This is a genomic window from Microbacterium sp. GQ128, assembly GCF_059758615.1.
Window position 1 is genome coordinate 134,991 of the sequence record NZ_JCAXDY010000003.1, and the last position, 19,912, is coordinate 154,902.

Below are 19,912 nucleotides of genomic sequence, written 5' to 3' on the forward strand. Positions count from 1 at the left end.
TTGCGTACACTGACCCCATGTCGAAGCGACTCGCCGAGGTGGCGCGCAAGGTCGGTGTGAGCGAGGCCACGGTCAGCCGGGTGCTGAACGACAAGCCCGGCGTCTCCGATGCCACCCGTCAGGCGGTGCTCACCGCGCTCGACGTGCTCGGCTATGAGCGCCCGACGAAGCTGCGCGGCGAACGCGCCCGCCTGGTCGGCCTGGTGCTGCCCGAGCTGCAGAACCCGATCTTCCCCGCGTTCGCCGAGATCGTCGGCGGCGCGCTCACTCAGAACGGATACACCCCGCTGCTGTGCACGCAGAACGCCGGCGGGGTGACCGAGTCGGACTACGTCGACCTGCTCCTCGCGCAGCAGGTGTCTGGCGTGATCTTCCTCGGCGGAAACTACACGCAGGCGGACGCCGCGCACGAGCACTACGAGCGGCTGCGCCAGGTGAACCTGCCGACCGTGCTCGTCAACGCCCGCGTCCCCGAGCTGCAGTTCGCGACCGTCTCGACCGACGATGCCGCTGCGGCCGAGCAGGCGGTCCTGCACATGCACCAGCTGGGGCACCGCCGCATCGGCCTGCTGCTGGGGCCGGCGGACCACGTGCCATCGCAGCGCAAGCTCGACGCCGCGCGCCGCCTGCTCGAGAAGCTCGGAGCGCCGCTGTCGGACGACCTCGTCGTGCGGGGCATGTACTCGCTCGAGTCGGGGCAGGCCGGTGCGGCGCGACTCTTCGCCGCCGGGGCCACGGCCATCGTGTGTGCGAGTGATCCGATGGCACTCGGCGCCGTGCGTGCCGCACGTCGCGCGGGGCTGTCGGTGCCGGGGGATGTGAGCATCGTCGGGTTCGACGACTCGGCCCTGATGAGCTGCACCGAGCCGCCGCTGACAACGGTGCGGCAGCCGATCGAGTCGATGGGTCGGGCCATCATCGCACTGCTGCTCGCGCAGATCGCCGGCACCTCCCAGCCGAGCGACGAGCTGCTGTTCGAACCCGAGCTGGTGCTGCGCGCCTCGACGGGGCCGCTGGCCTGACCGGATCCCGGTGGGTGAGGGCTTTTGCGCGCCCGCAAGTCACTGCAAAATTCCAACAATATGTTTAGTTCTTGCATCAAACGATTAGAAAAGCTACATTTGACTCATCGCCACCGACGACGAGGAGATCCGTGGACACCGACGTTCTGCGCACGGCCGCACCCGCCCGCACGCTGACCATGCCTGCGGGCGAGGGATGGTGGCGCACGGCGGTGATCTACCAGGTGTACGTGCGCAGCTTCGCGGACGGCAACGGCGACGGGATCGGCGATCTCGCCGGCGTGCGCGCGCAGTTGCCCTACTTGAAAAGCCTCGGCGTCGACGCTCTCTGGTTCACGCCCTGGTATGAGAGCCCGCTCGCCGATGGCGGGTACGACGTGCAGGACTACCGACGGATCGACCCGCGCTTCGGCACGCTCGACGAGGCGGAGCAGCTGATCGCCGAGGCGCTCGAACACGGCATCCGCACGATCGTCGACATCGTGCCGAACCACATCTCCGACCGGCACGAGTGGTTCCGGCAGGCACTGGCGGCGGGGCCGGGGAGCCCGGAGCGCGAGCGCTTCTGGTTCCACCCCGGGCGGGGCGCGGACGGCGAGGAGATGCCGACGAACTGGGTGTCGAGCTTCCAGGGCGAGACATGGACGCGCACGCGGAACGCGGACGGCACGCCGGGGGAGTGGTACCTGCACCTGTTCACCCCCCAGCAGCCCGACCTCAACTGGAACCACCCGGACGTGCGCCGCGAGCACGAGGACGTCTTGCGCTTCTGGTTCGACCGCGGAGTGGCCGGGGTGCGCATCGACTCGGCCGCCCTCCCGGTCAAGGACCCGGCGCTGCCCGACCTCCCCGCAGGAACGGCGCCGACGTCAGGGCATCCGCACATCGACCGCGACGAGCTGCACGACATCTACCGCGAATGGCGTGCCGTCGCCGACGAGTACGACGGCGAGCGCGTGCTGGTCGGCGAAGTCTGGCTCGACGACGCGGAGCGCTTCGCCCGCTACCTGCGCCCTGGCGAGATGCACACCGCCTTCAACTTCGGGTTCATGACGCAGCCGTGGAGCGCCCAGGCGATGCGCGACTCCATCACGCGCACTCTGGCCGAGCATGCCCCCGTCGGCGCCCCGGCGACCTGGGTGCTCTCGAACCACGATGTCACCCGGCCGGTCACCCGTTACGGGCAGGCCGATTCGTCGTTCGCGTTCGAGCGCAAGCGGTTCGGCACTGCGACGGATGCCGTTCGAGGCGCGCGTCGTGCCCGCGCGGCGTCGTTGCTCGTCGCCGCCCTCCCCGGCAGTCTCTACATCTACCAGGGCGACGAGCTCGGACTCCCCGAGGTGGAGCTGCCGCTCGACGCGATCGAGGATCCCATGCACTTCCGCTCCGGGGGCGTCGATCCGGGGCGCGACGGATGCCGGGTTCCCCTGCCCTGGACGGGAGCAGCGACCCCCTACGGTTTCGGCGGCACCCCGTGGCTCCCGCAGCCTTCGGACTGGGCGAAGCTCACCGTCGAAGCGCAGGACGCCGACCCCTCCTCGACCCTGAACCTCTACCGCGCGGCGATCGCCCTGCGCAAGCGGACCGCCGACTTCGCCGGCAGCGACCTGGAGTGGCTGGAGCTCGGCGCAGACGTGCTCGCCTTCCGCCGCGGCGACGGCACCCTGAGCATCACGAACCTCGGCGCCGTGCCCGTGCCGCTTCCTGCCCACCACGAGGTGCTCCTCTCCAGCGCCCCGCTCGACGGTGCGCTGCCCCCGGATTCCACCGCCTGGCTGGCGCTCCGCATCGCCCCAGGGCGCTCGTCGAGAGCGACCGACTAGCCCTGCACCACCCGATCAGCACCACATGGAAGGACACAGACAATGAAGTCACCGATGAAGGCCCTCGTCGCCGGCGTCGCCGTGCTCACGGCGGTCGGCGCTCTCGCCGGCTGCACGTCGAGCGGAGGCGACGACAGTGCCGACGGCAAGACCGAGCTGCGCGTCGCGACGTTCCCCCCGGGAGCGGACGCGGCCGCGTATGAGGCATTCGCCGAACAGGAGAAGCAGTTCGAGAAGGAACACCCCGACATCGACATCGTGGGCGTCGAGTACGAGTGGGAGGGGCCGACCTTCGCCGTGCAGCTCGCCGGCGGAAGCCTGCCAGACGTCTTCACCGTGCCGTTCACCGACTCCAAGACGCTGCTCGAGAACGGCCAGCTGATGGACGTGACCGATGCGGTCGACGAACTCGGCTACACCGACAAGTTCAACCCGATCATCCTCGACGGCGTCACGGGCGACGACGGCAAGATCTACGGCTTCCCGCGCCAGGCGTACGCTGCGGCGCTGCACTACAACCGCGACCTGTTCACGCAGGCAGGGCTCGACCCCGAGAACCCGCCGGAGACGTGGGACGAGATCCGCGAAGCGGCCAAGGCCATCACGGATGCCACGGGCAAGGCCGGATACGCGCAGATGGCGATCAACAACACCGGCGGGTGGCAGCTGACGTCCCAGACGGTGGCGCGCGGAGGCCGCACGCAGACCGACAACGGCGACGGCACGGCCGAGTCCACGATCGACAACGACGCCACCAAGGCCGCGCTGCAGTTCCTGCACGACGTCAAGTGGGAGGACAACGCCTTCGGATCCAAGGTCGACCTCGACTGGGGAACCATCAACCAGGAGTTCGCGGCCGGCAACATCGGCATGTACACCTCGGGTTCCGACATCTACACCGCGCTCGTGCGCGACTTCGGCATGGACTCGACGATCTACGGGATGACGGTCGTCCCGATGGAGGGCGACGACCCCGGCACGCTCGGCGGCGGTGACATCGCCGTGATCAGCCCCACGGTGGACGAGGCGACGAAGGCCGCCGGCGTCACCTGGATCGACTGGTACTACATGCAGAAGCTCATGGACGAGGACGCGGCGGTGCTCGACGCGAAGACCCTGAACGAGTCCGGTCAGGCCGTCGGCACCCCGCTGCTTCCGGTGCTCAGCCGCGAGCTGTACGACGAGTCGCAGGAGTGGATCGCCGACTACATCAACGTGCCCGTCGACCAGATGGCGCCGTTCAGCGACCGCATCTGGGACCAGACGCCGGTCGGTGAGCCGAAGGTGAAGACCCAGGAGGTCTACGCGCTCCTCGACACCGTCGTGCAGAAGGTTCTCACCGATCAGAACGCCGACATCGACGCGCTGCTCGCCCAGGTGCAGACCGATGCGCAGGCGAAGCTCGACGAGTAACGCTTCATGACGATGACGCTCCCCGAGCAGCGGGCGGCGGTGGAGGACTCTCCGCCGCCCGCTGTGCGCCGTTCCCGCCGCCGCTCACCGCTCACGTGGTTCCGCGGCGGCGGGCTCGCGAACCTCCTGTTCGTGCTCCCCATGCTCTTCGTGTTCGTCTTCTTCTCGTGGTCGCCGATCGTGCAGTCGGTGATCATGAGCCTGCAGAAGACGAACCTGATCGTCTCCGAATGGGTCGGGTTCGACAACTACCTCGCGGTGATCGGCGACCCCGAGCTCGGCCGCGCCGTGATCAACACGCTGTGGTTCGCTGTGCTCGCGCTGCTCTTCGGGTTCCCGCTGCCGCTGCTGATGGCCGTGCTGATGAGCGAGGTGCGCCGCGGCAAGGGCATCTATTCGGCCCTCGCCTACCTCCCGGTCGTGATCCCGCCCGTCGTAGCGGTGCTGCTGTGGAAGTTCTTCTACAGCGCCGACCCGTCCGGCGTGTTCAACACCGTGCTCGGATTCGTCGGCATCCCGCCGCAGCCGTGGATCCAGGACGCGGTGCAGGCCATGCCGTCGCTCGTGCTCGAAGCCACGTGGGCCGGAGCCGGCGGGTCGATCATCATCTATCTGGCCGCTCTCCTCGGCGTGCCGCCCGAGCTCTACGACGCGGCCGAGGTCGACGGCGCCGGCATCTGGAAGAAGGTCTGGCACGTCACGCTGCCGCAGCTGCGCGGCATCCTCTTCATCATGCTGATCCTGCAGGTGATCGCCACCGCGCAGGTCTTCCTGGAACCGTTCCTGTTCACCGGGGGTGGGCCTGCCGGAGCGACCAAGACCGTGCTGCTGTACATCTACGACAAGGCCTTCCGCAACAGTCTGGGCGGCGACTACGGCGAGGCGACGGCCGTCTCGGTGCTGCTCGCGGTCGTGCTCGCCCTGCTCTCCTGGCTGTACTTCAAACTGACCGACCGTTGGAGCACGACGTGAGCCTCACCACCCGCCTCTCGACCCGTGCCGCAGAGAAGGCGGCGGAGAAGGCCGCCGACAGCGTCGGTGATCGCACGGTCATCTCCGACTCGGAGCGCCGTCGCCCCGGCATCCGCGTCGGGATGTCCCTCACGCACGTGTTCCTCGCGGTCGGTCTGGTCGTCGCCGGTCTCGGCCCGATCCTGTGGCTGGCGAAGTCGGCGATCACGCCGACGCAGGACACCCTGCAGCAGCCGTTCGCGCTGTGGCCGAGCGGCGTGGACTGGGAGAACCTGTCGACCGCGTGGAACGACATCCACATCGACCAGTACTTCTTCAACACGGTGATCATCGCGCTCGGCGCCTGGTTCGTGCAGCTGTTCATCGCGACGACAGCGGGCTACGCGCTCTCGGTGCTGCAGCCGAAGTACGCGCCGATCCTGAACGCCCTGGTGCTGGCGACCCTGTTCATCCCGGGGATCGTGCTGCTGGTGCCGCTGTACCTGACGATCGTGCACCCGCCGCTGCTGGGAGACGTGAGCCTGCTCAACAACTACCTCGCGGTGTGGCTGCCGATGGGGGCGAACGCCTTCAACATCCTGCTGGTCAAGCGGTTCTTCGACAGTCTTCCCCGCGAGGTGTTCGAGGCCGCGCGTACCGATGGCGCCGGGCCCTTCCGGCTGTTCTGGTCGATCGTGCTGCCGATGTCGAAGCCGATCCTCGGCGTGGTGTCGGTGTTCGCGATCATCGCCGCCTGGAAGGACTACCTCTGGCCCATGCTCGTGCTGCCGGATCCGTCGGTGCAGCCGCTGTCGGTGCGGCTTCCCGCGGTGCAGTCGCAGACCGAGCTCGATGTGTTCCTCGCGGCCCTCGCGATCGCCACGCTCATCCCCATCGCGATGTTCCTGCTCTTCCAGTCGGTGTTCCTGCGCTCGGCCGGCCTCGGGGGAGCGGTGAAGGGGTAACGTCCTCGCGAGACCCCCGACTCGCGTCGAGACCCCGCCTTTTCTGCGCAGACAGGGCGGGGTCTCGACACGAAAGCGGGGTCTCGGCTCAGCCGGTGGTCGAGCGCCGCACGATCAGTTCGGGCGGGAACACGGTCTGCCGGGGGATGCTCTCCGGGTCGGACGCCTCTTCGAGCACGATGCGCAGCGCGGTCCGGCCGATCATTCGGCTGGGCTGGCGGATCGACGAGAGCGGCACCGCGGCGGCCGCAGCGAAGGGGATGTCGTCGAACCCGATGAGCGCGATCTCGTCGGGGACGAGCACCCGACCGCCGGCGACGAGTGACTGCAGCAGGCCGAGCGCCAGCAGGTCGTTCGCGGCGAACAGGGCGTCCGGCCATTCGCGGCGCGGGCGGGTGAGCAGCTTCGCGCCCGCGGACGCCCCCTCCTCCACCGTCATGGCGGAGGTGGGCACGACTTCGAGGTCGACGTGCACCGAGGCGTTCTCAGCGGCGGCGCGAGCCCCGGCGAGCCGGTCGGTGACCTGGCGCATGTCGAAGGGGCCGCCGACGAAGGCGATGCGTCGTCGTCCCGCCTCGATCAGGTGCTCGACCGCCAGCCGCCCTCCCGCGACGCTGTCGACGGAGACCGATGAGAATCCGCTGTCGGCGCTGAACCTGTCGACGAGCACCGTCGCGATGCCGCTGGCGCGGAAGCGGCGCAGCTGCGTCATGACGTCGCCGTACGGGGCGATCAGGAGACCGCGCACCTGCTGTTCGCGGAAGAGGTCGAGGTACACCTTCTCGCGAGACGGGTCGTCGTCGGTGTTGCCGTAGAGGATCGCGATGCCGTGGCTGGACGCCTCGTCTTCGGCTCCGCGCACCACGTCGCTGTAGAACGGGTTCTGCCCGTCGAGGACCACGAAGCCGACGGTCGTGCTGATGCCCGCGCGCAGCTTTCGGGCGGCGTCGTTGCGCACGTACCCGAGTTCCTCGATGGCCCGGCTCACCCGTGCCACCGAATCGCTGGAGACCTCTTCCGGGCGGTTGAGGACATTCGAGACGGTGCCGACGGACACCCCGGCGCGGAGGGCGACATCGCGGATGCTGACCGGCACGTCCGTCCTCTCGTCGTCGGGTGGATCACGGTTCGGGCATCAGGGGTTGACCTGCGGCCCGCATCACATACACTAGCCTGAAACCCACCTGAATCGATTCAGGTAGATTCATTCCGAACATCATCCCCCTCAACGGAGAGGAAAGCCAGTGGTCGACGAAGCACCCGTCCGCAGTGCTCCCCCCACAGCGCTCGAGCTGCACCGTGTCGTGAAGTCCTTCGGACCCGTGATCGCGCTCCGCTCCGGAAGCCTCACGCTGCAGTCGCGGTCCATCCACGCCCTCATCGGCGAGAACGGCGCCGGCAAGTCGACGCTCGTGAAGATCATGGCCGGGCTCTACCGCCGTGACTCGGGCGACTTCCGTCTGCACGGCGAAGACGTCGACTTCACGAGCACCGCCCAGTCGAAGGCCGCGGGCATCGCGGTGATCTACCAGGAGCCGACGCTCTTCCCCGACCTCTCGGTCACCGAGAACATCTTCATGGGCCGCCAGCCCACAGGGGCTCTCGGCCGTATCGACCGCAAGGCCATGCGCACCGAGGTCGACCAGATCTTCCGCCGCCTCGGCGTCGCGCTCGATCCCGATCGCATCACCGAGGGCCTCTCGATCGCCGACCAGCAGATCATCGAGATCGCGAAGGCCATCTCCCTCGACGCCAGCGTGCTGATCATGGACGAGCCGACCGCGGCGCTCAGCGGGGTCGAGGTCGACCGGCTGTTCGCGGTCGCGCGGAGCCTGCGCGACGAGGGCCGCGCGATCCTGTTCATCTCGCACCGTTTCGACGAGGTGTTCGACCTGTGCGACACCGTCACCGTGATGCGCGACGGCGCCTACATCGACACGACGCCCATCGCCGAGACCACGGTCGACGACCTCGTTCGGCAGATGGTCGGCCGCGACGTCACCGAGCTCTTCCCGAAGCAGGAGGCCGAGATCGGCGATGCGCTCCTCGAGGTGCGCGGGCTCACCAGCCCCGGTGTCTTCCACGACATCTCCTTCACGGTCCGCGCGGGCGAGATCGTCGCCCTCGCCGGACTCGTCGGTGCCGGCCGCAGCGAGGTCGCCCGCGCCGTCTTCGGCGTGGACGGCTACCGCGAGGGAGAGGTGCGGATGCTCGGTGCGGCCGTCCCGCGCCGCAGTCCGACCGCCGCGATGCGCAACGGCCTCGCCCTCGTCCCGGAGGATCGTCGCAAACAGGGCCTCGTGATCGATGCGAGCGTCGGCGGCAACATCACCCTCGCCATCCGCCGCAATCTCGCCAAGTGGGGCCTGATCACCACCGGCATGGAGAACCGAGCGGCGAAGGTCTGGGCGTCTCGCCTCGAGGTCAAGACGCACGCCCTCGACACGGTGTCATCGACGCTCTCCGGTGGCAACCAGCAGAAGGTCGTTCTGGCCAAGTGGCTGGCCACCGATCCGCGAGTGCTCATCATCGACGAGCCGACCCGAGGGATCGACGTCGGCACCAAGTCCGAGGTGCACCGGCTGCTCTCGCAGTTGGCGGGTGAGGGGATGGGGATCCTGATGATCTCGTCCGAGCTCCCCGAGGTGCTCGGGATGGCCGACCGGGTGCTCGTCATGCGCGAGGGCCGGATCACCGCCGAACTCGACCGTGACGACGCCACCAGCGAGAACGTCATGTTCGCCGCCACGCACGCATCGGAGCAGCACGCATGAGCACCACGGCACTGGCGACACCCGCCCCCACCTTCGCGAAGAAGCCCGGCGGCATCGGTCGCGCGCGCGAACTCGGAATCTTCGCCGCCCTCGTGCTGGTGGTCATCGCGGCCACCGTGAAGAACCCGAACTTCCTGTTCAGCGCCGACGGCTGGCGCGACCTGCTGCTGACTCCGTCGATCCTCGTGCTCGTCGCGGTCGGACAGGCGATCGTCATCATCACCCGCAACGTCGACCTCTCGGTCGGCTCGGTCATGGGGCTCACCGCCTTCCTGACGGGACGGCTCTTCATCGACGTCCCCGGCATCCCGATCCCGATCGTGGTCATCGCCGCCGTGATCTTCGGCGCCCTTCTGGGCCTCGTCAACGGTGCGCTGGTGGCCTTCGCCAAGGTGCCGGCGATGGTGATCACGCTCGGCACGCTGTATGCCTACCGCGGCATCAACGTGCTGTGGACCGGCAGCGACCAGGTGCACCCCTCCGATCTGCCGAAGGACTTCCTGCGCCTGGGAACCCAGCAGATCTTCACGATCCCGGTGCTCTCCATCGTCGCCATCATCGTCCTCGCGCTCGCCGCCTGGTACATGCGCAACACGAGAGGCGGCCGCGAGTACTACGCCATCGGCTCCGACCCCGGAGCCGCCGAGCTCTACGGCCTGAAGACCACCCGCCGGGTGCTCAGCGCCTTCGTCCTCTCCGGAGCTCTCGCCGGTCTCGCCGGTGTCTTCTACGTGACGCGGTACGGATCCGTGAGCTCGCAGGTGGGATCGGGCTGGGAGTTGGATGCCGTCGGCGCGGCCGTCATCGGAGGCATCGCGATCACGGGCGGCGTCGGCTCCGTCTGGGGTGCGGCGATCGGCGCGATGCTGCTGATGACCATCAACCGGGCCCTGCCCATCCTCGGCATCCCCGACTTCTGGCAGCGCGCCGTGGTGGGTGTGCTCATCATCGGAGCGATCGTGCTCGACCGGCTGCTCGCCGTACGACAGAGACGGCAGCTCATCGAGGCAAGGGACGAATCATGACCACGACCACCACCACCTCGGGGGTCCGCGTGATCCGGGACTACGACCAGCCGCTGTGGCGGCGCATCCTCATCAACCGCGAGTTCGCGATCATCGGCCTGCTCGTACTGGTCGTGCTCGTGTCCGCCGTGTCGATCCGCGGGTTCGCCCAGCCCATCACGGTCAACTACCTGCTGCTGGACGTGGCGCCGATCCTGCTGATCGCGCTGCCGATGACCCTGGTGATGATCACGGGGGAGATCGACCTCTCGGTCGGCTCGATGGTGGGCCTCGCCAGCGTCGTCACGGGTGTGCTCACCGAATCGGGTGCGCCGTTCGAGGTCGCCGCGCTGGCCGCGCTCGCGGTCGGCGTCATCGGCGGAGCGTTCAACGGCTTCCTCGTCACGGTCGTCGGGCTGCCATCGCTCGCCGTCACCATCGGCACCCTGGCGCTGTTCCGCGGGCTGGCCGTCGGCCTGCTCGGGACCACCGCGGTGACCGACTTCCCGGAGATGTGGACGGCGCTGGCGAAGGCCAAGATCGCCGGCACCACTATCCCCTACATCGTGATCCCGTTCCTGATCCTGCTCGCGATCTTCGTCGTGATGCTGCACTTCACTCCGTTCGGCCGGGGCATCTACGCGATCGGACTCTCGAAGGACGCGGCCCGATTCTCCGGGGTGCACGTCGAGCGGACGAAGTTCATCCTCTTCATGCTCTCGGGTGTGGTCGCGGCGTTCGCCGGCATCTTCTACACGCTCCGTTTCGGCAGTGCCCGCGGAGACAATGCCACCGGGCTCGAACTCCAGGTGATCGCCGCCGTGGTCCTCGGCGGGGTGTCGGTGTTCGGCGGCCGAGGTCACCTGCACGGCGTCGTCGCGGCGGTGCTCCTGATCGGGGTGCTCGGCAGCGGGCTCCGTCTCGCCGGCGTCACCTCCGACGTCATCAACATCATCACCGGTGGCCTGCTGATCTTCTCGGTCGTCGCAGCCAGCGTCCTCGCCTGGGCGCAGCGCGTCCGTGCGAAGGCCGGACCACCGCCCCGCGTCGCAGCCTCTCCCGCACCATGAGGCAGCCTCTCGCCGTCGGCATCCGCCCGCGGTGATCATCACGAAAGGAAGAACAATGACGTTTGCACGCAAGAGGGTCTCGGCGTTCGCCGCCGTGGCCGTCGCCGCAGCGCTCGTGCTGACCGGCTGCGCCGACACCGGCAGCGGGTCGGGCGACGCAGGCTCCGGAGAGGGCGGCGGATCCGACAACCTGTCGATCACGTTCCTGCCCAAGAACCTCGGCAACCCGTACTTCGACACCTCCAGCGAGGGCGGCAAGAAGGCGGTCGAGGAGTTCGGCGGCACGTTCGCCGAGGTCGGCCCGGCCGAGGCCACCCCCGACGCCCAGGTGAGCTACATCAACACCGCCACGCAGCAGGCGGTCGGCGCGCTCGTCGTCTCGGCGAACGACCCGAAGGCCATCTGCGACGCACTCAACGAGGCACGGGACGCCGGCGTGAAGGTCGTCACCTTCGACTCCGACACCAACCCCGAGTGCCGCGACCTGTTCATCAACCAGGCCGACTCCGAGGGCATCGCCAAAGTGCAGATCGACCAGATCGCCGAGCAGATCGGCGGCGCGGGTGAGATCGCCGTCCTGTCGGCATCGGCCAACGCCACCAACCAGAACGCCTGGATCGAACTGATGAAGGAGTACGTCGCGAGCGACTACCCCGACATCACGATCGTCGAGACCGTCTACGGCGACGACGACGACCAGACCTCGTTCGACAAGACCGCGGCTCTGCTGCAGAGCCACCCGCAGCTGAAGGGCATCGTCTCGCCGACCACGGTCGGCATCGCGGCCGCGGCGCGCTACCTCTCCACATCGGACTACAAGGGCAAGGTCGCACTGACCGGACTCGGCACGCCGAACCAGATGCGCGAGTACGTGGAGGACGGCACCGTCACCTCCTTCGCGCTGTGGAACCCGGCCGACCTCGGCTACCTGTCGGCCTTCGCGGCCAAGGCACTGGTCGAGGGCGACATCACCGGCGAGGAAGGCGACACCTTCGAGGCGGGTGACCTCGGCGAGTACGAGGTCGGCGCCGACGGCGTGGTCCTGCTGGGAGACCCGTTCGTGTTCGACGCGGACAACATCGGCGACTTCGACTTCTGAGTGGCGTCGCGAGAGGGCGTCGGGGCTTCGGCTCCGGCGCCCTCTTCGTGTGCGGGTCGGGGTCTCGCGGCGCACGCCTCGGGGTGGGGCGGACTACTCGGCGATGGGCGGATGCGTGTCCCGCGATCGTCCGCCCGACGGCGAGAACTCCGCCCGAGGCGTGGACCCTGGACCGCGGGCGGGGACCCCGGGGAGCGCGAGCGCGGACCGGTACGGGTCAGTGCGGGTCAGCGGGGGTCGAAGCGAGCCGGCGTGTGCGTCGCCGCGACCACGGCGCGCAGTTCCTCGAGCGATGCGGGCGCGGCGCCGAGGGCGCGAGCCTGGACGAGTACGTTGCCCAGAGCCGTCGCCTCGACCGGACCCGCGAGCACCGGCAGGCCCGTGCGGTCGGCAGTGGCCTGGCACAGCAGCCGGTTGAGAGATCCGCCGCCCACGAGATGGATGCTGTCGAGCTCGCGGCCCGACAGATCGGCGGCCGTCCGGACCGCGCGAGCGAACGCCGCGGCGATAGACTCGACGATGGATCGTGCGAACGCCGGTCGCGAGTTCGGGGTGCGGTCGCCGAGGAGCGCCGCGATCCGTCCCGGCATGTCACCGGGCGCGCTCAACGACGGGTCGTCGGCATCGAAGACGGGCACGTCACCGCAGACCTCGGATGCCGCAGCGAGCAGCTCCGGCAGATCGATGCTCGCGCCGTCTTCGGCCTCCCATGACCGCACGGTCTCGCTGAGCAGCCAGAGCCCCGTGACGTTGTGCAGGAACCGGTAACGGTCGTCGACGCCGAGTTCGTGGGTGAAGTTCGCGGTGCGCGCGGCATCCGTCAGCACCGGCTGCGTGAGTTCCACGCCGACCAGGCCCCACGTGCCGCACGAGATGTAGGCGGAGGCAGGACTGGAGAGGGGAGCGGCCACGACAGCCGAGGCGGTGTCGTGCGAGCCGACCGCGATCACCGGCAGGTCGGCGCCGATGCGGGCGGCGGGTTCCGGGCGGAGAACGCCGATCGTCGTGCCGGGGTCGACGAGCCGCGGGAGGATAAGGGTGGCGATGCCGAGGCGGTCCGCCAGCGCCGTGTCCCATTCGCCGTCCGTGACGCTCAGCAGGCCGGTGGTCGAGGCGTTGGTACGCTCGGCCACTGCGACGCCCGTGAGCAGGAACGCGATGAGGTCGGGGATGAGCAGCGCGGTGTCGGCCTCGGCGAGGCGCTCGTCGACGCGGTACTGATACAGCGTGTTGAACGGCAGGAACTGCAGTCCGTTGCGCTGATACAGCTCGGCGAACGGGACGATGTCGTGCACCTCTTCGACGCCGCGAGCCGAGCGCTCGTCGCGGTAGTGGAAAGGCTCTGCGAGCAGCTCGCCGTCTTTCAGCAGGCCGTAGTCGACGGCCCACGAGTCGATGCCGATGCTCTCGATGCGCGGTTCGCGGCGGACGGCCTCGGCGAGCCCAGCCACGACGTGCTCGTACAGGGCGTCGAAGTCCCAGTGCAGTCCGTCTTCGCGCTCGACCGGTCCGTTCGGGAACCGAGACACGAGCTCGAGGTCGAGCCGCCCGTCTCCGATCCGCCCGATCATCACGCGCCCGCTGGTGGCGCCGAGGTCGACCGCGGCGACTGCTCTGGTCGTCATCGCGTCATCCCCGCACTGCTCCTCGCGCCGAGCGGCCCCGTTACGTGCGAGCCACCCCCAAATTCGCAGTGAATAGAGGGGCCGCTCGCACGCAGAGGGGTGGTTCGACCTCGGAGAGAGGGGCGGGCGAGAGTCATCGCAGGAACGCCGCGGCGACGCCGGAGTCGACGGGGATGTGCAGGCCCGTGGTGCGGCTGAGTTCGGGTCCCGTGAGCACGTAGACCGCGTCGGCGACGTTCTCGGGGACGACCTCGCGCTTGAGGATCGTGCGGTTGGCGTAGAACTGGCCGAGGTCCTCTTCGGCGACGCCGTAGGTCGCGGCACGGTTGGCGCCCCAGCCCGAGGCGAAGATGCCGGAGCCGCGCACGACGCCGTCGGGGTTGATGCCGTTCACCCGGATGCCGAACTCGCCGAGCTCGACCGCGAGCAGCCGCACCTGGTGGGCCTGGTCGGCCTTGGTCGCGGAGTAGGCGATGTTGTTCGGGCCGGCGAAGACCGAGTTCTTCGAGGAGATGTAGATGATGTCGCCGCCGAGCTTCTGGTCGATGAGCACGCGAGCGGCGGCCTTCGACACGAAGAACGAGCCCTTGGCCATGACGTCGTGCTGCAGGTCCCAGTCCTTCTCGGTCGTCTCCAGGAGCGGCTTCGAGAGCGACAGTCCGGCGTTGTTCACGACGAGGTCGACGCCGCCGAACGCGAGCACCGCCTCGTTCAGCGCGGCCTGCACGGCATCGGCATCCGCGACGTTCGCGGCGACACCGATCGCGACATCCGTGTTCCCGAGCTCCGCGGCGGCGGCCTGGGCCTTCTCGAGGTCGAGGTCGGCGATCACGACGCAGGCGCCCTCGGCGGCGAGGCGGGTGGCGATGGCCTTGCCGATTCCGGATGCGGCGCCGGTGACGAACGCGATGCGGCCCTGGTGCGTCTTCGGCTTCGGCATCCGCTGCAGCTTGGCCTCTTCCAGCGCCCAGTACTCGATGTTGAACTTCTCGGCGTCCGAGATGGGCGCGTAGGTCGACAGCGCCTCGGCGCCGCGCATCACGTTGATCGCGTTCACGTAGAACTCGCCGGCGACCCGGGCGGTCTGCTTGTTCGCGCCGTAGGAGAACATGCCGACGCCGGGGACCAGCACGATGAGCGGGTCGGCGCCGCGGATGGCGGGCGACTCGGCGGTGGCGTGCGCGTCGTAGTAGGCCTGGTAGTCGGCGCGGTACTGCTCGTGCAGCTCGTGCAGCCGCGCGATCTGCTCCTCGGCGGATGCCGTGGCCGGCAGGTCGAGGATCAGCGGCTTGACCTTGGTGCGCAGGAAGTGATCGGGGCAGCTGGTGCCGAGAGCGGCGAGTGCGGGTGCCTTCTCGGATGCCAGGAATTCGAGGACCACGTCGGCGTCGGTGAAGTGTCCGACCATCGGTTTGTCGGTCGACGCGATGCCGCGGACGGTGCCGGCGAGGGCGGCCGCACGCTCGCGGCGCTCGGTCGCGGCCAGAGCCTCGAATCCGGCGCGGACGCCGCCGAACGGCTGAGCCTTGCCGTTATCGGCGATGTACTGGGCGGCGGTGTCGATGATCCACAGCGAGTTCGCCTCGGCTTCTTCCGAGGTGTCGCCCCAGGCAGTGATGCCGTGGCCGCCGAGGATCGTGCCGATCGCCTGCGGGTTCTGAGCCTTGATCTCGGCGATGTCGAGTCCGAGCTGGAAGCCGGGGCGACGCCAGGGCACCCACACGACCTTGTCGCCGAAGATCTTCGCGGTCAGCGCCTCGCCGTCGGCGGCGGTCGCGATCGCGATGCCGGAGTCGGGGTGCAGGTGGTCGACGTGCGCGGCATCCACGAGGCCGTGCATGGCGGTGTCGATCGAGGGGGCGGCTCCGCCCTTGCCGTGCAGGCAGTAGTCGAAGGCAGCGACCATCTCGTCTTCGCGGTCGTTACCGGGGTACACGTCGACGAGCGCCCGCATGCGGTCGAGGCGCAGCACGGCGAGGCCGCCCTCGGTCAGGGTGCCCAGGTCGCCGCCGGAGCCCTTGACCCACATCAGCTCGACCGGCTGCCCCGTCACGGGGTCGGTCTCGGTGCCCTTGGCGGAGGTGTTCCCGCCGGCGAAGTTCGTGTTCTTCGGGTCGGCGCCGAGGCGGTTCGACCGGGCGATCAGGGCGGCGGCGGTGGGGTTCGTCATGACTCTCCAAGACAGGGTCGAAGCACACGACCGTGTGCACTCATTCTGTTACTTCTTGTGAAAGATAACATGAAACTACGTTTACGGATAGTGGTCAGAGGACGTCGGCGGTCTGCCGGAAGACGTTCAGTCGCTCGTCCGCCGGGTCGAGTTCCGTGATGAGCACCGAGATCTCCTCGCGTTCCAGCGCCCGGGCCACGGACCGGCGCTCGAGTTTGCTGGAGTCGACGCACACCACGGTCGTGCCGGCGTTCGCGGCCATCGCCTGCTTCAGCTCGGCCTCCTCCACCGACACCTCGGAGGTGCCGTCCGCACTGTCGAGTGCATCCGCCGAGGAGAAGAAGATGTCGAAGTAGACCGACCGCATGCTGCGGCGGGCGATCGGCCCGACAAGGCTGCCCGTGGTCGGCTCGGCGGTCCCGCCGGAGATCACCGCCGTCACACCCTCGAGGGGGTGCAGCACCTGGAACGACTCGAAGGAATTCGTGTACGCCGTGAGCCCGGCTCTGGGGCCGATGACCGAGGCGAGCATGTTGACTGTCGAGGATGCGTCGAGCGCGATGGTGCCCCGGTCGGGCACGAGCCGGAGCGCCTTCTCGGCGATCGTCCGCTTCGCGCTCGCTCGGATGGCACGCCGCGCATCGAACGGGCGAGCTCGCGGAGCCGCGGTCGCCCCGCCGCGCACGCGCCGCACGCGCCCCTCGGCCTCCAGCTCGAGCAGGTCTCGTCGGATCGTCATGGACGACACGGAGAACAGCTCGGCGGCGGCCTCGATCATGACGCCCTGGGGGGCATTCGCGAGTTCCACGAGTTCGTCTCGGCGGCGCTGCGCTTCGAGATTGCCGGAAAGAGCCATGGGAGGAATCTATCCGGTGCGCGAGGGGCGGGCGCTACCGGGCGCGACGTCGACTCGCCGTGGCGGAGAGCCGGATGAGGACGGCTCCGAGCAGGGCCGTGAGCACGCCCGCCAGCAGCGCCGGAAGGGGGTCGGCCCCGCTGTCCGCCAGGACCGGGCCGCTCGACGGGGACGGTTCGGGCGTGCCGGGTACGAAGGTGAAACGGGCGGATGTCGCTGCGGGCGCGAGGAGGCCGGTGAGCTCGTACGCGGCAGGATCGAGGACGTACTCGCCGCCGGACGAGACGAGGTCCAGGGCGAGCGAGCATGAGACATCCGTCGGTCCGAGGCTCCCGCGACCGACGATGCTCGCCGACGTCACATCGAGCTCGCCGTTCGGACAGTCCGTTTCGACCGCCGGGCTCTCGGCGGGAACGAGACCGGCGGGCAGAGCGAGGTCGAAACTCCATTCCGGCTTCGCGCCGCTGGGTACCGTCGGCGATCCCGCCAGGTGCGTGTTGGTGATGGTGAGCACGAGCTGGGCCGGCTGGTCGGAAGCGTAGGAGTCGCCGCTCGGCGGAGCCGCGATCACCGCATCCAGCTGCGGAGTCGTGTCGATGAGTGCGAGGTTGTCGAACGCGTTGTCATCGCCGCCGCCGCCGCCCAGGTTGTTGAGCAACGCCACCTCGATGCTCGTGGACTGTGCCAGCAGCGACGTGGATCCTCGGAAGGTGCCCACGTTGTTCCCGTCGATCTGATGGACGGGCAGATCGCACGCGGCGATGGGGCCGGGGAAGGCGGCGACCGGAGCGGACACGCCATCGTCCAACCGCAACGCCAGATCCACGGGGTTCGTGGCCCAGCAGCTCGCTTGGGCCACGTCGACCGTCGCCGTGTAGTAGTGACCGATGGTCACCGCGACCAGGGTCGCAGCCATCACGCCGGCGGGCGACTGCCCCTGGGTGTAGGAGGTCACGGCGTGGTTCGCTCCGGGCTCGGGGCGGGGCACTGCGGGATACGGGTAGTCCGGATCGGAGGCCCAAGACCCCAGCGTCTCCGCAAGACCGCGTGACTGGTTCCACCCCGTTTGCAGGCAGTCCGCTGCCTGGGAGGCGGTGGGAACGGTCGAGACGTCATCGCCGGCGACGATGAGTCCGTTGCAGAACTGGCCGTTCCACGCCGGGTCGGCCCGGTAGCGCTCGCCGCTGCTGCCGACATACCCCGGCACGGGTGGCGCGACCCCGTCGTCGTAGTCGGCGATCGTCTGCACGAACTCCGGCGTGGCCGGAGGAACGGGGCCCTCGAAGCCCTCGTACAGGATCACGGTCGGCGCCGCCATGACTCCCGGTGTCCCCGGCGCGGCAGCGGCCGGGGCGCCGGAAGCGACGAGCACGCCGAGCGCCACGGTCGCGCTCCCGAGGGAGAGCGACCGCGGGAGCGTTGACCTGCGAGGGGCCGGCATGTCTTGAAGGTACGCCCTGGGCCCCCCGCTGTCGACGGGTTGTGCTCAGGCGCCCCAACCGGCCTGCACGCCGCCCACGCGGTCGGCGGCGATCTTCTGCTGGTAGCCGGAGGCGGCATAGGCGGCCATCGGGTCGGCGGCCAGGCCGCGCGACTCCCGCCACTCGGCGAGGGCCGGGCGCACGTCGGTGTAGAACGCATCCATGAAGACGGCGTTCGCGGCGAGCACGTCGCCCGACTTCTGCGCGGCGGTGAGAGCATCGCGGTCGACCAGCAGCGCGCGGGCGGTCATCTCCTGCACGTTGAGCACCGAGCGGATCTGGCCGGGGATCTTGTCTTCGACGTTGTGGCACTGGTCGAGCATGAACGCCACGTCGGGGTTGTTCAGACCCCCGCCGCGGATGACCTCGAACAGGATGCGGAACAGCTGGAACGGGTCGGCGGCGCCCACGATCAGGTCGTCGTCGGCGTAGAAGCGCGAGTTGAAGTCGAACGAGCCGAGCTTGCCGAGGCGCAGCAGCTGCATCACGATGAACTCGATGTTCGTGCCGGGGGCGTGGTGACCGGTGTCGAGGCAGACCATGGCCTTGTCGCCGAGGGCGCTGACCTGGGCGTAGGAGGTACCCCAGTCGGGAACGTCGGTGTGGTAGAACGCCGGCTCGAAGAACTTGTACTCGAGCACGAGGCGCTGGTCGTCGCCGAGGCGCGCGTAGATCTTCTGCAGCGACTCCTGCAGGCGGTCCTGCCGGCCGCGGAGGTCGGCCTGGCCCGGGTAGTTCGAACCCTCGGCCAGCCAGATCTTGAGGTCGCGGCTGCCGGTGGCGTCCATCACGTCGATGCAGGCGAGGTGGTGGTCGATGGCCTTCTGGCGGATGGCCGCGTCCTCGTGCGTGAGGGCGCCGAACTTGTAGTCGTCGTCCTGGAACGTGTTGGAGTTGATGGTGCCGAGCGTGACGCCCAGGTCTTCGGCGTGCTTGCGCAGGTCGCCGTACGAGTCGACCAGGTCCCACGGGATGTGCAGGGCGACGGAGGGCGCGAGGGCGGTGTACTTGTTGACCTGCGCGGCATCGGCGATCTTCTCGTAGGGGTCGCGTGGGGTGCCGGGGGTGCCGAAGACCTTGAACCGGGTGCCGGAGTTGCCGAACGCCCAGCTGGGCAGCTCGATGCCCTGCTTCTCTAGGGTTGCGAGGTGGTCGGGGGAGAGGATGCTCACGATGCGCTGCTTTCGTTGTCGGTAGCGGGGGTGGGGATCTCGCCGTTGGCGGCGAGCTGGTCTTCGAGGTGGAACACCTCGGTGAGCGGGGTGGCCGCCTGGTCGGGGCGACCGTCGAGGCCGTGGAAGAAACGGCCCATCTCGGCTTCCCAGCGCGCGGCGACCGGTGAGGCGGCGAGGTACGCCTGAGCGGCGACATCGTCGTCGGTCTCGTAGTAGCCGAAGAGCGTGCCGTGGTCGCCGAGGAACAGCGTGTAGTTGCGGCGCCCGGCAGCGGCGATCTCGGCCAGCATCTCCGGCCACGCCGGGGAATGCCGTGCGAGGTACTCGTCGAGCAGCTCGGCACGGATCTGCAGCTGGAAGGCGACGCGCGTCATGGGGCTCCTCTGCCGTGGTGACGGGATCATCTGAATCGTTTCAACAATCATGCTACGCAGGCCTCCGGCTGCCCGTCAAGCCGGAGGCCCGACGACCGATTGCCGTACAC

The 19,912-nt window shown here is 68.9% G+C and carries 16 protein-coding genes; 9 read left to right on the forward strand and 7 right to left on the reverse strand.

Going from position 1 to position 19,912, the window contains the following annotated elements; translation table 11 throughout:
• Positions 1–17: 17 nt before the first annotated feature.
• The 5 genes from AC6CHX_RS10850 to AC6CHX_RS10870 all read left to right on the forward strand — a co-directional run bounded on the left by AC6CHX_RS10850 (position 18) and on the right by AC6CHX_RS10870 (position 6,174).
• Complete coding sequence (locus AC6CHX_RS10850; RefSeq protein ID WP_498272822.1) at positions 18–1,022, forward strand: LacI family DNA-binding transcriptional regulator; 1,005 nt, start codon at positions 18–20, stop codon at positions 1,020–1,022.
• A 179-nt stretch (positions 1,023–1,201) separates the two neighbouring features.
• The gene (locus AC6CHX_RS10855) at positions 1,202–2,845 is read left to right on the forward strand and encodes a glycoside hydrolase family 13 protein (protein ID WP_498273205.1); all 1,644 of its coding nucleotides are present in this window, start codon (positions 1,202–1,204) and stop codon (positions 2,843–2,845) included.
• A 42-nt stretch (positions 2,846–2,887) separates the two neighbouring features.
• On the forward strand, positions 2,888–4,258 hold the full coding sequence (locus AC6CHX_RS10860; protein WP_498272823.1) for an ABC transporter substrate-binding protein: 1,371 nt from the start codon (positions 2,888–2,890) through the stop codon (positions 4,256–4,258).
• A gap of 6 nt (positions 4,259–4,264) precedes the next feature.
• Entirely contained in the window at positions 4,265–5,230 is a 966-nt protein-coding gene (locus tag AC6CHX_RS10865; protein ID WP_498272824.1) for a carbohydrate ABC transporter permease, read from the forward strand.
• Positions 5,227–6,174, forward strand: a complete 948-nt coding sequence (locus AC6CHX_RS10870; protein ID WP_498272825.1) for a carbohydrate ABC transporter permease — start codon at positions 5,227–5,229, stop codon at positions 6,172–6,174. Before AC6CHX_RS10865 ends, AC6CHX_RS10870 begins: the two co-directional genes overlap by 4 nt.
• 88 nt (positions 6,175–6,262) lie before the next feature.
• Here AC6CHX_RS10870 and AC6CHX_RS10875 read toward each other — a convergent pair whose 3' ends face one another.
• Positions 6,263–7,270, reverse strand: coding sequence for a LacI family DNA-binding transcriptional regulator (locus AC6CHX_RS10875; protein ID WP_136040951.1), 1,008 nt, complete (start codon positions 7,268–7,270; stop codon positions 6,263–6,265).
• A gap of 148 nt (positions 7,271–7,418) precedes the next feature.
• Between AC6CHX_RS10875 and AC6CHX_RS10880 the strand changes: the two genes are divergently transcribed.
• From AC6CHX_RS10880 to rhaS, 4 genes are read left to right on the forward strand one after another with little or no spacing between them, the layout of a single operon-like run.
• Positions 7,419–8,948, forward strand: a complete 1,530-nt coding sequence (locus AC6CHX_RS10880) for a sugar ABC transporter ATP-binding protein (protein WP_498272826.1) — start codon at positions 7,419–7,421, stop codon at positions 8,946–8,948.
• Positions 8,945–9,973, forward strand: a complete 1,029-nt coding sequence (locus AC6CHX_RS10885) for an ABC transporter permease (protein ID WP_498272827.1) — start codon at positions 8,945–8,947, stop codon at positions 9,971–9,973. The genes AC6CHX_RS10880 and AC6CHX_RS10885 overlap by 4 nt, the downstream gene beginning before the upstream one ends.
• Positions 9,970–11,022 carry an ABC transporter permease gene (locus tag AC6CHX_RS10890; protein ID WP_136040954.1) on the forward strand — a complete coding sequence of 351 codons (1,053 nt, stop codon included), beginning with the start codon at positions 9,970–9,972 and terminating at the stop codon, positions 11,020–11,022. Before AC6CHX_RS10885 ends, AC6CHX_RS10890 begins: the two co-directional genes overlap by 4 nt.
• 55 nt (positions 11,023–11,077) lie before the next feature.
• On the forward strand, positions 11,078–12,121 hold the full coding sequence (gene rhaS, locus AC6CHX_RS10895) for a rhamnose ABC transporter substrate-binding protein (RefSeq protein WP_498272828.1): 1,044 nt from the start codon (positions 11,078–11,080) through the stop codon (positions 12,119–12,121).
• A gap of 227 nt (positions 12,122–12,348) precedes the next feature.
• On the opposite strand, the gene AC6CHX_RS10900 is transcribed toward rhaS, so the two are convergent.
• From AC6CHX_RS10900 to AC6CHX_RS10925, 6 genes are all read right to left on the reverse strand, one after another.
• Positions 12,349–13,746 carry a rhamnulokinase gene (locus AC6CHX_RS10900; protein ID WP_498272829.1) on the reverse strand — a complete coding sequence of 466 codons (1,398 nt, stop codon included), beginning with the start codon at positions 13,744–13,746 and terminating at the stop codon, positions 12,349–12,351.
• A gap of 133 nt (positions 13,747–13,879) precedes the next feature.
• Entirely contained in the window at positions 13,880–15,916 is a 2,037-nt protein-coding gene (locus tag AC6CHX_RS10905) for a bifunctional aldolase/short-chain dehydrogenase (RefSeq protein WP_498272830.1), read from the reverse strand.
• Positions 15,917–16,010: 94 nt separating this feature from the next.
• Positions 16,011–16,772 (reverse strand): DeoR/GlpR family DNA-binding transcription regulator, encoded by a 762-nt coding sequence (locus tag AC6CHX_RS10910; RefSeq protein ID WP_498272831.1) that lies wholly within the window; start codon positions 16,770–16,772, stop codon positions 16,011–16,013.
• A gap of 34 nt (positions 16,773–16,806) precedes the next feature.
• On the reverse strand, positions 16,807–18,213 hold the full coding sequence (locus tag AC6CHX_RS10915) for a hypothetical protein (RefSeq protein ID WP_498272832.1): 1,407 nt from the start codon (positions 18,211–18,213) through the stop codon (positions 16,807–16,809).
• A 45-nt stretch (positions 18,214–18,258) separates the two neighbouring features.
• Positions 18,259–19,425 carry an L-rhamnose isomerase gene (gene rhaI, locus AC6CHX_RS10920; RefSeq protein WP_498272833.1) on the reverse strand — a complete coding sequence of 389 codons (1,167 nt, stop codon included), beginning with the start codon at positions 19,423–19,425 and terminating at the stop codon, positions 18,259–18,261.
• Positions 19,422–19,802: an L-rhamnose mutarotase gene (locus AC6CHX_RS10925; RefSeq protein WP_498272834.1), complete on the reverse strand. Its 381-nt coding sequence runs from the start codon at positions 19,800–19,802 to the stop codon at positions 19,422–19,424. Before AC6CHX_RS10925 ends, rhaI begins: the two co-directional genes overlap by 4 nt.
• Between the last annotated feature and the right edge of the window lie 110 nt (positions 19,803–19,912).

What these genes read in the sequence shown, in the direction of transcription:
- AC6CHX_RS10910 (WP_498272831.1), bottom strand. Translation starts at nt 16,772, where the DNA reads ATGGCTCTTTCCGGCAATCTCGAAGCGCAGCGCCGCCGAGACGAACTC.
- AC6CHX_RS10925 (WP_498272834.1), bottom strand. Translation starts at nt 19,802, where the DNA reads ATGACGCGCGTCGCCTTCCAGCTGCAGATCCGTGCCGAGCTGCTCGAC.
- AC6CHX_RS10865 (WP_498272824.1), top strand. Translation starts at nt 4,265, where the DNA reads ATGACGATGACGCTCCCCGAGCAGCGGGCGGCGGTGGAGGACTCTCCG.
- AC6CHX_RS10885 (WP_498272827.1), top strand. Translation starts at nt 8,945, where the DNA reads ATGAGCACCACGGCACTGGCGACACCCGCCCCCACCTTCGCGAAGAAG.
- rhaS (WP_498272828.1), top strand. Translation starts at nt 11,078, where the DNA reads ATGACGTTTGCACGCAAGAGGGTCTCGGCGTTCGCCGCCGTGGCCGTC.
- AC6CHX_RS10855 (WP_498273205.1), top strand. Translation starts at nt 1,202, where the DNA reads ATGCCTGCGGGCGAGGGATGGTGGCGCACGGCGGTGATCTACCAGGTG.
- AC6CHX_RS10915 (WP_498272832.1), bottom strand. Translation starts at nt 18,213, where the DNA reads ATGCCGGCCCCTCGCAGGTCAACGCTCCCGCGGTCGCTCTCCCTCGGG.
- AC6CHX_RS10900 (WP_498272829.1), bottom strand. Translation starts at nt 13,746, where the DNA reads ATGACGACCAGAGCAGTCGCCGCGGTCGACCTCGGCGCCACCAGCGGG.
- AC6CHX_RS10850 (WP_498272822.1), top strand. Translation starts at nt 18, where the DNA reads ATGTCGAAGCGACTCGCCGAGGTGGCGCGCAAGGTCGGTGTGAGCGAG.
- AC6CHX_RS10890 (WP_136040954.1), top strand. Translation starts at nt 9,970, where the DNA reads ATGACCACGACCACCACCACCTCGGGGGTCCGCGTGATCCGGGACTAC.
- AC6CHX_RS10860 (WP_498272823.1), top strand. Translation starts at nt 2,888, where the DNA reads ATGAAGTCACCGATGAAGGCCCTCGTCGCCGGCGTCGCCGTGCTCACG.
- AC6CHX_RS10905 (WP_498272830.1), bottom strand. Translation starts at nt 15,916, where the DNA reads ATGACGAACCCCACCGCCGCCGCCCTGATCGCCCGGTCGAACCGCCTC.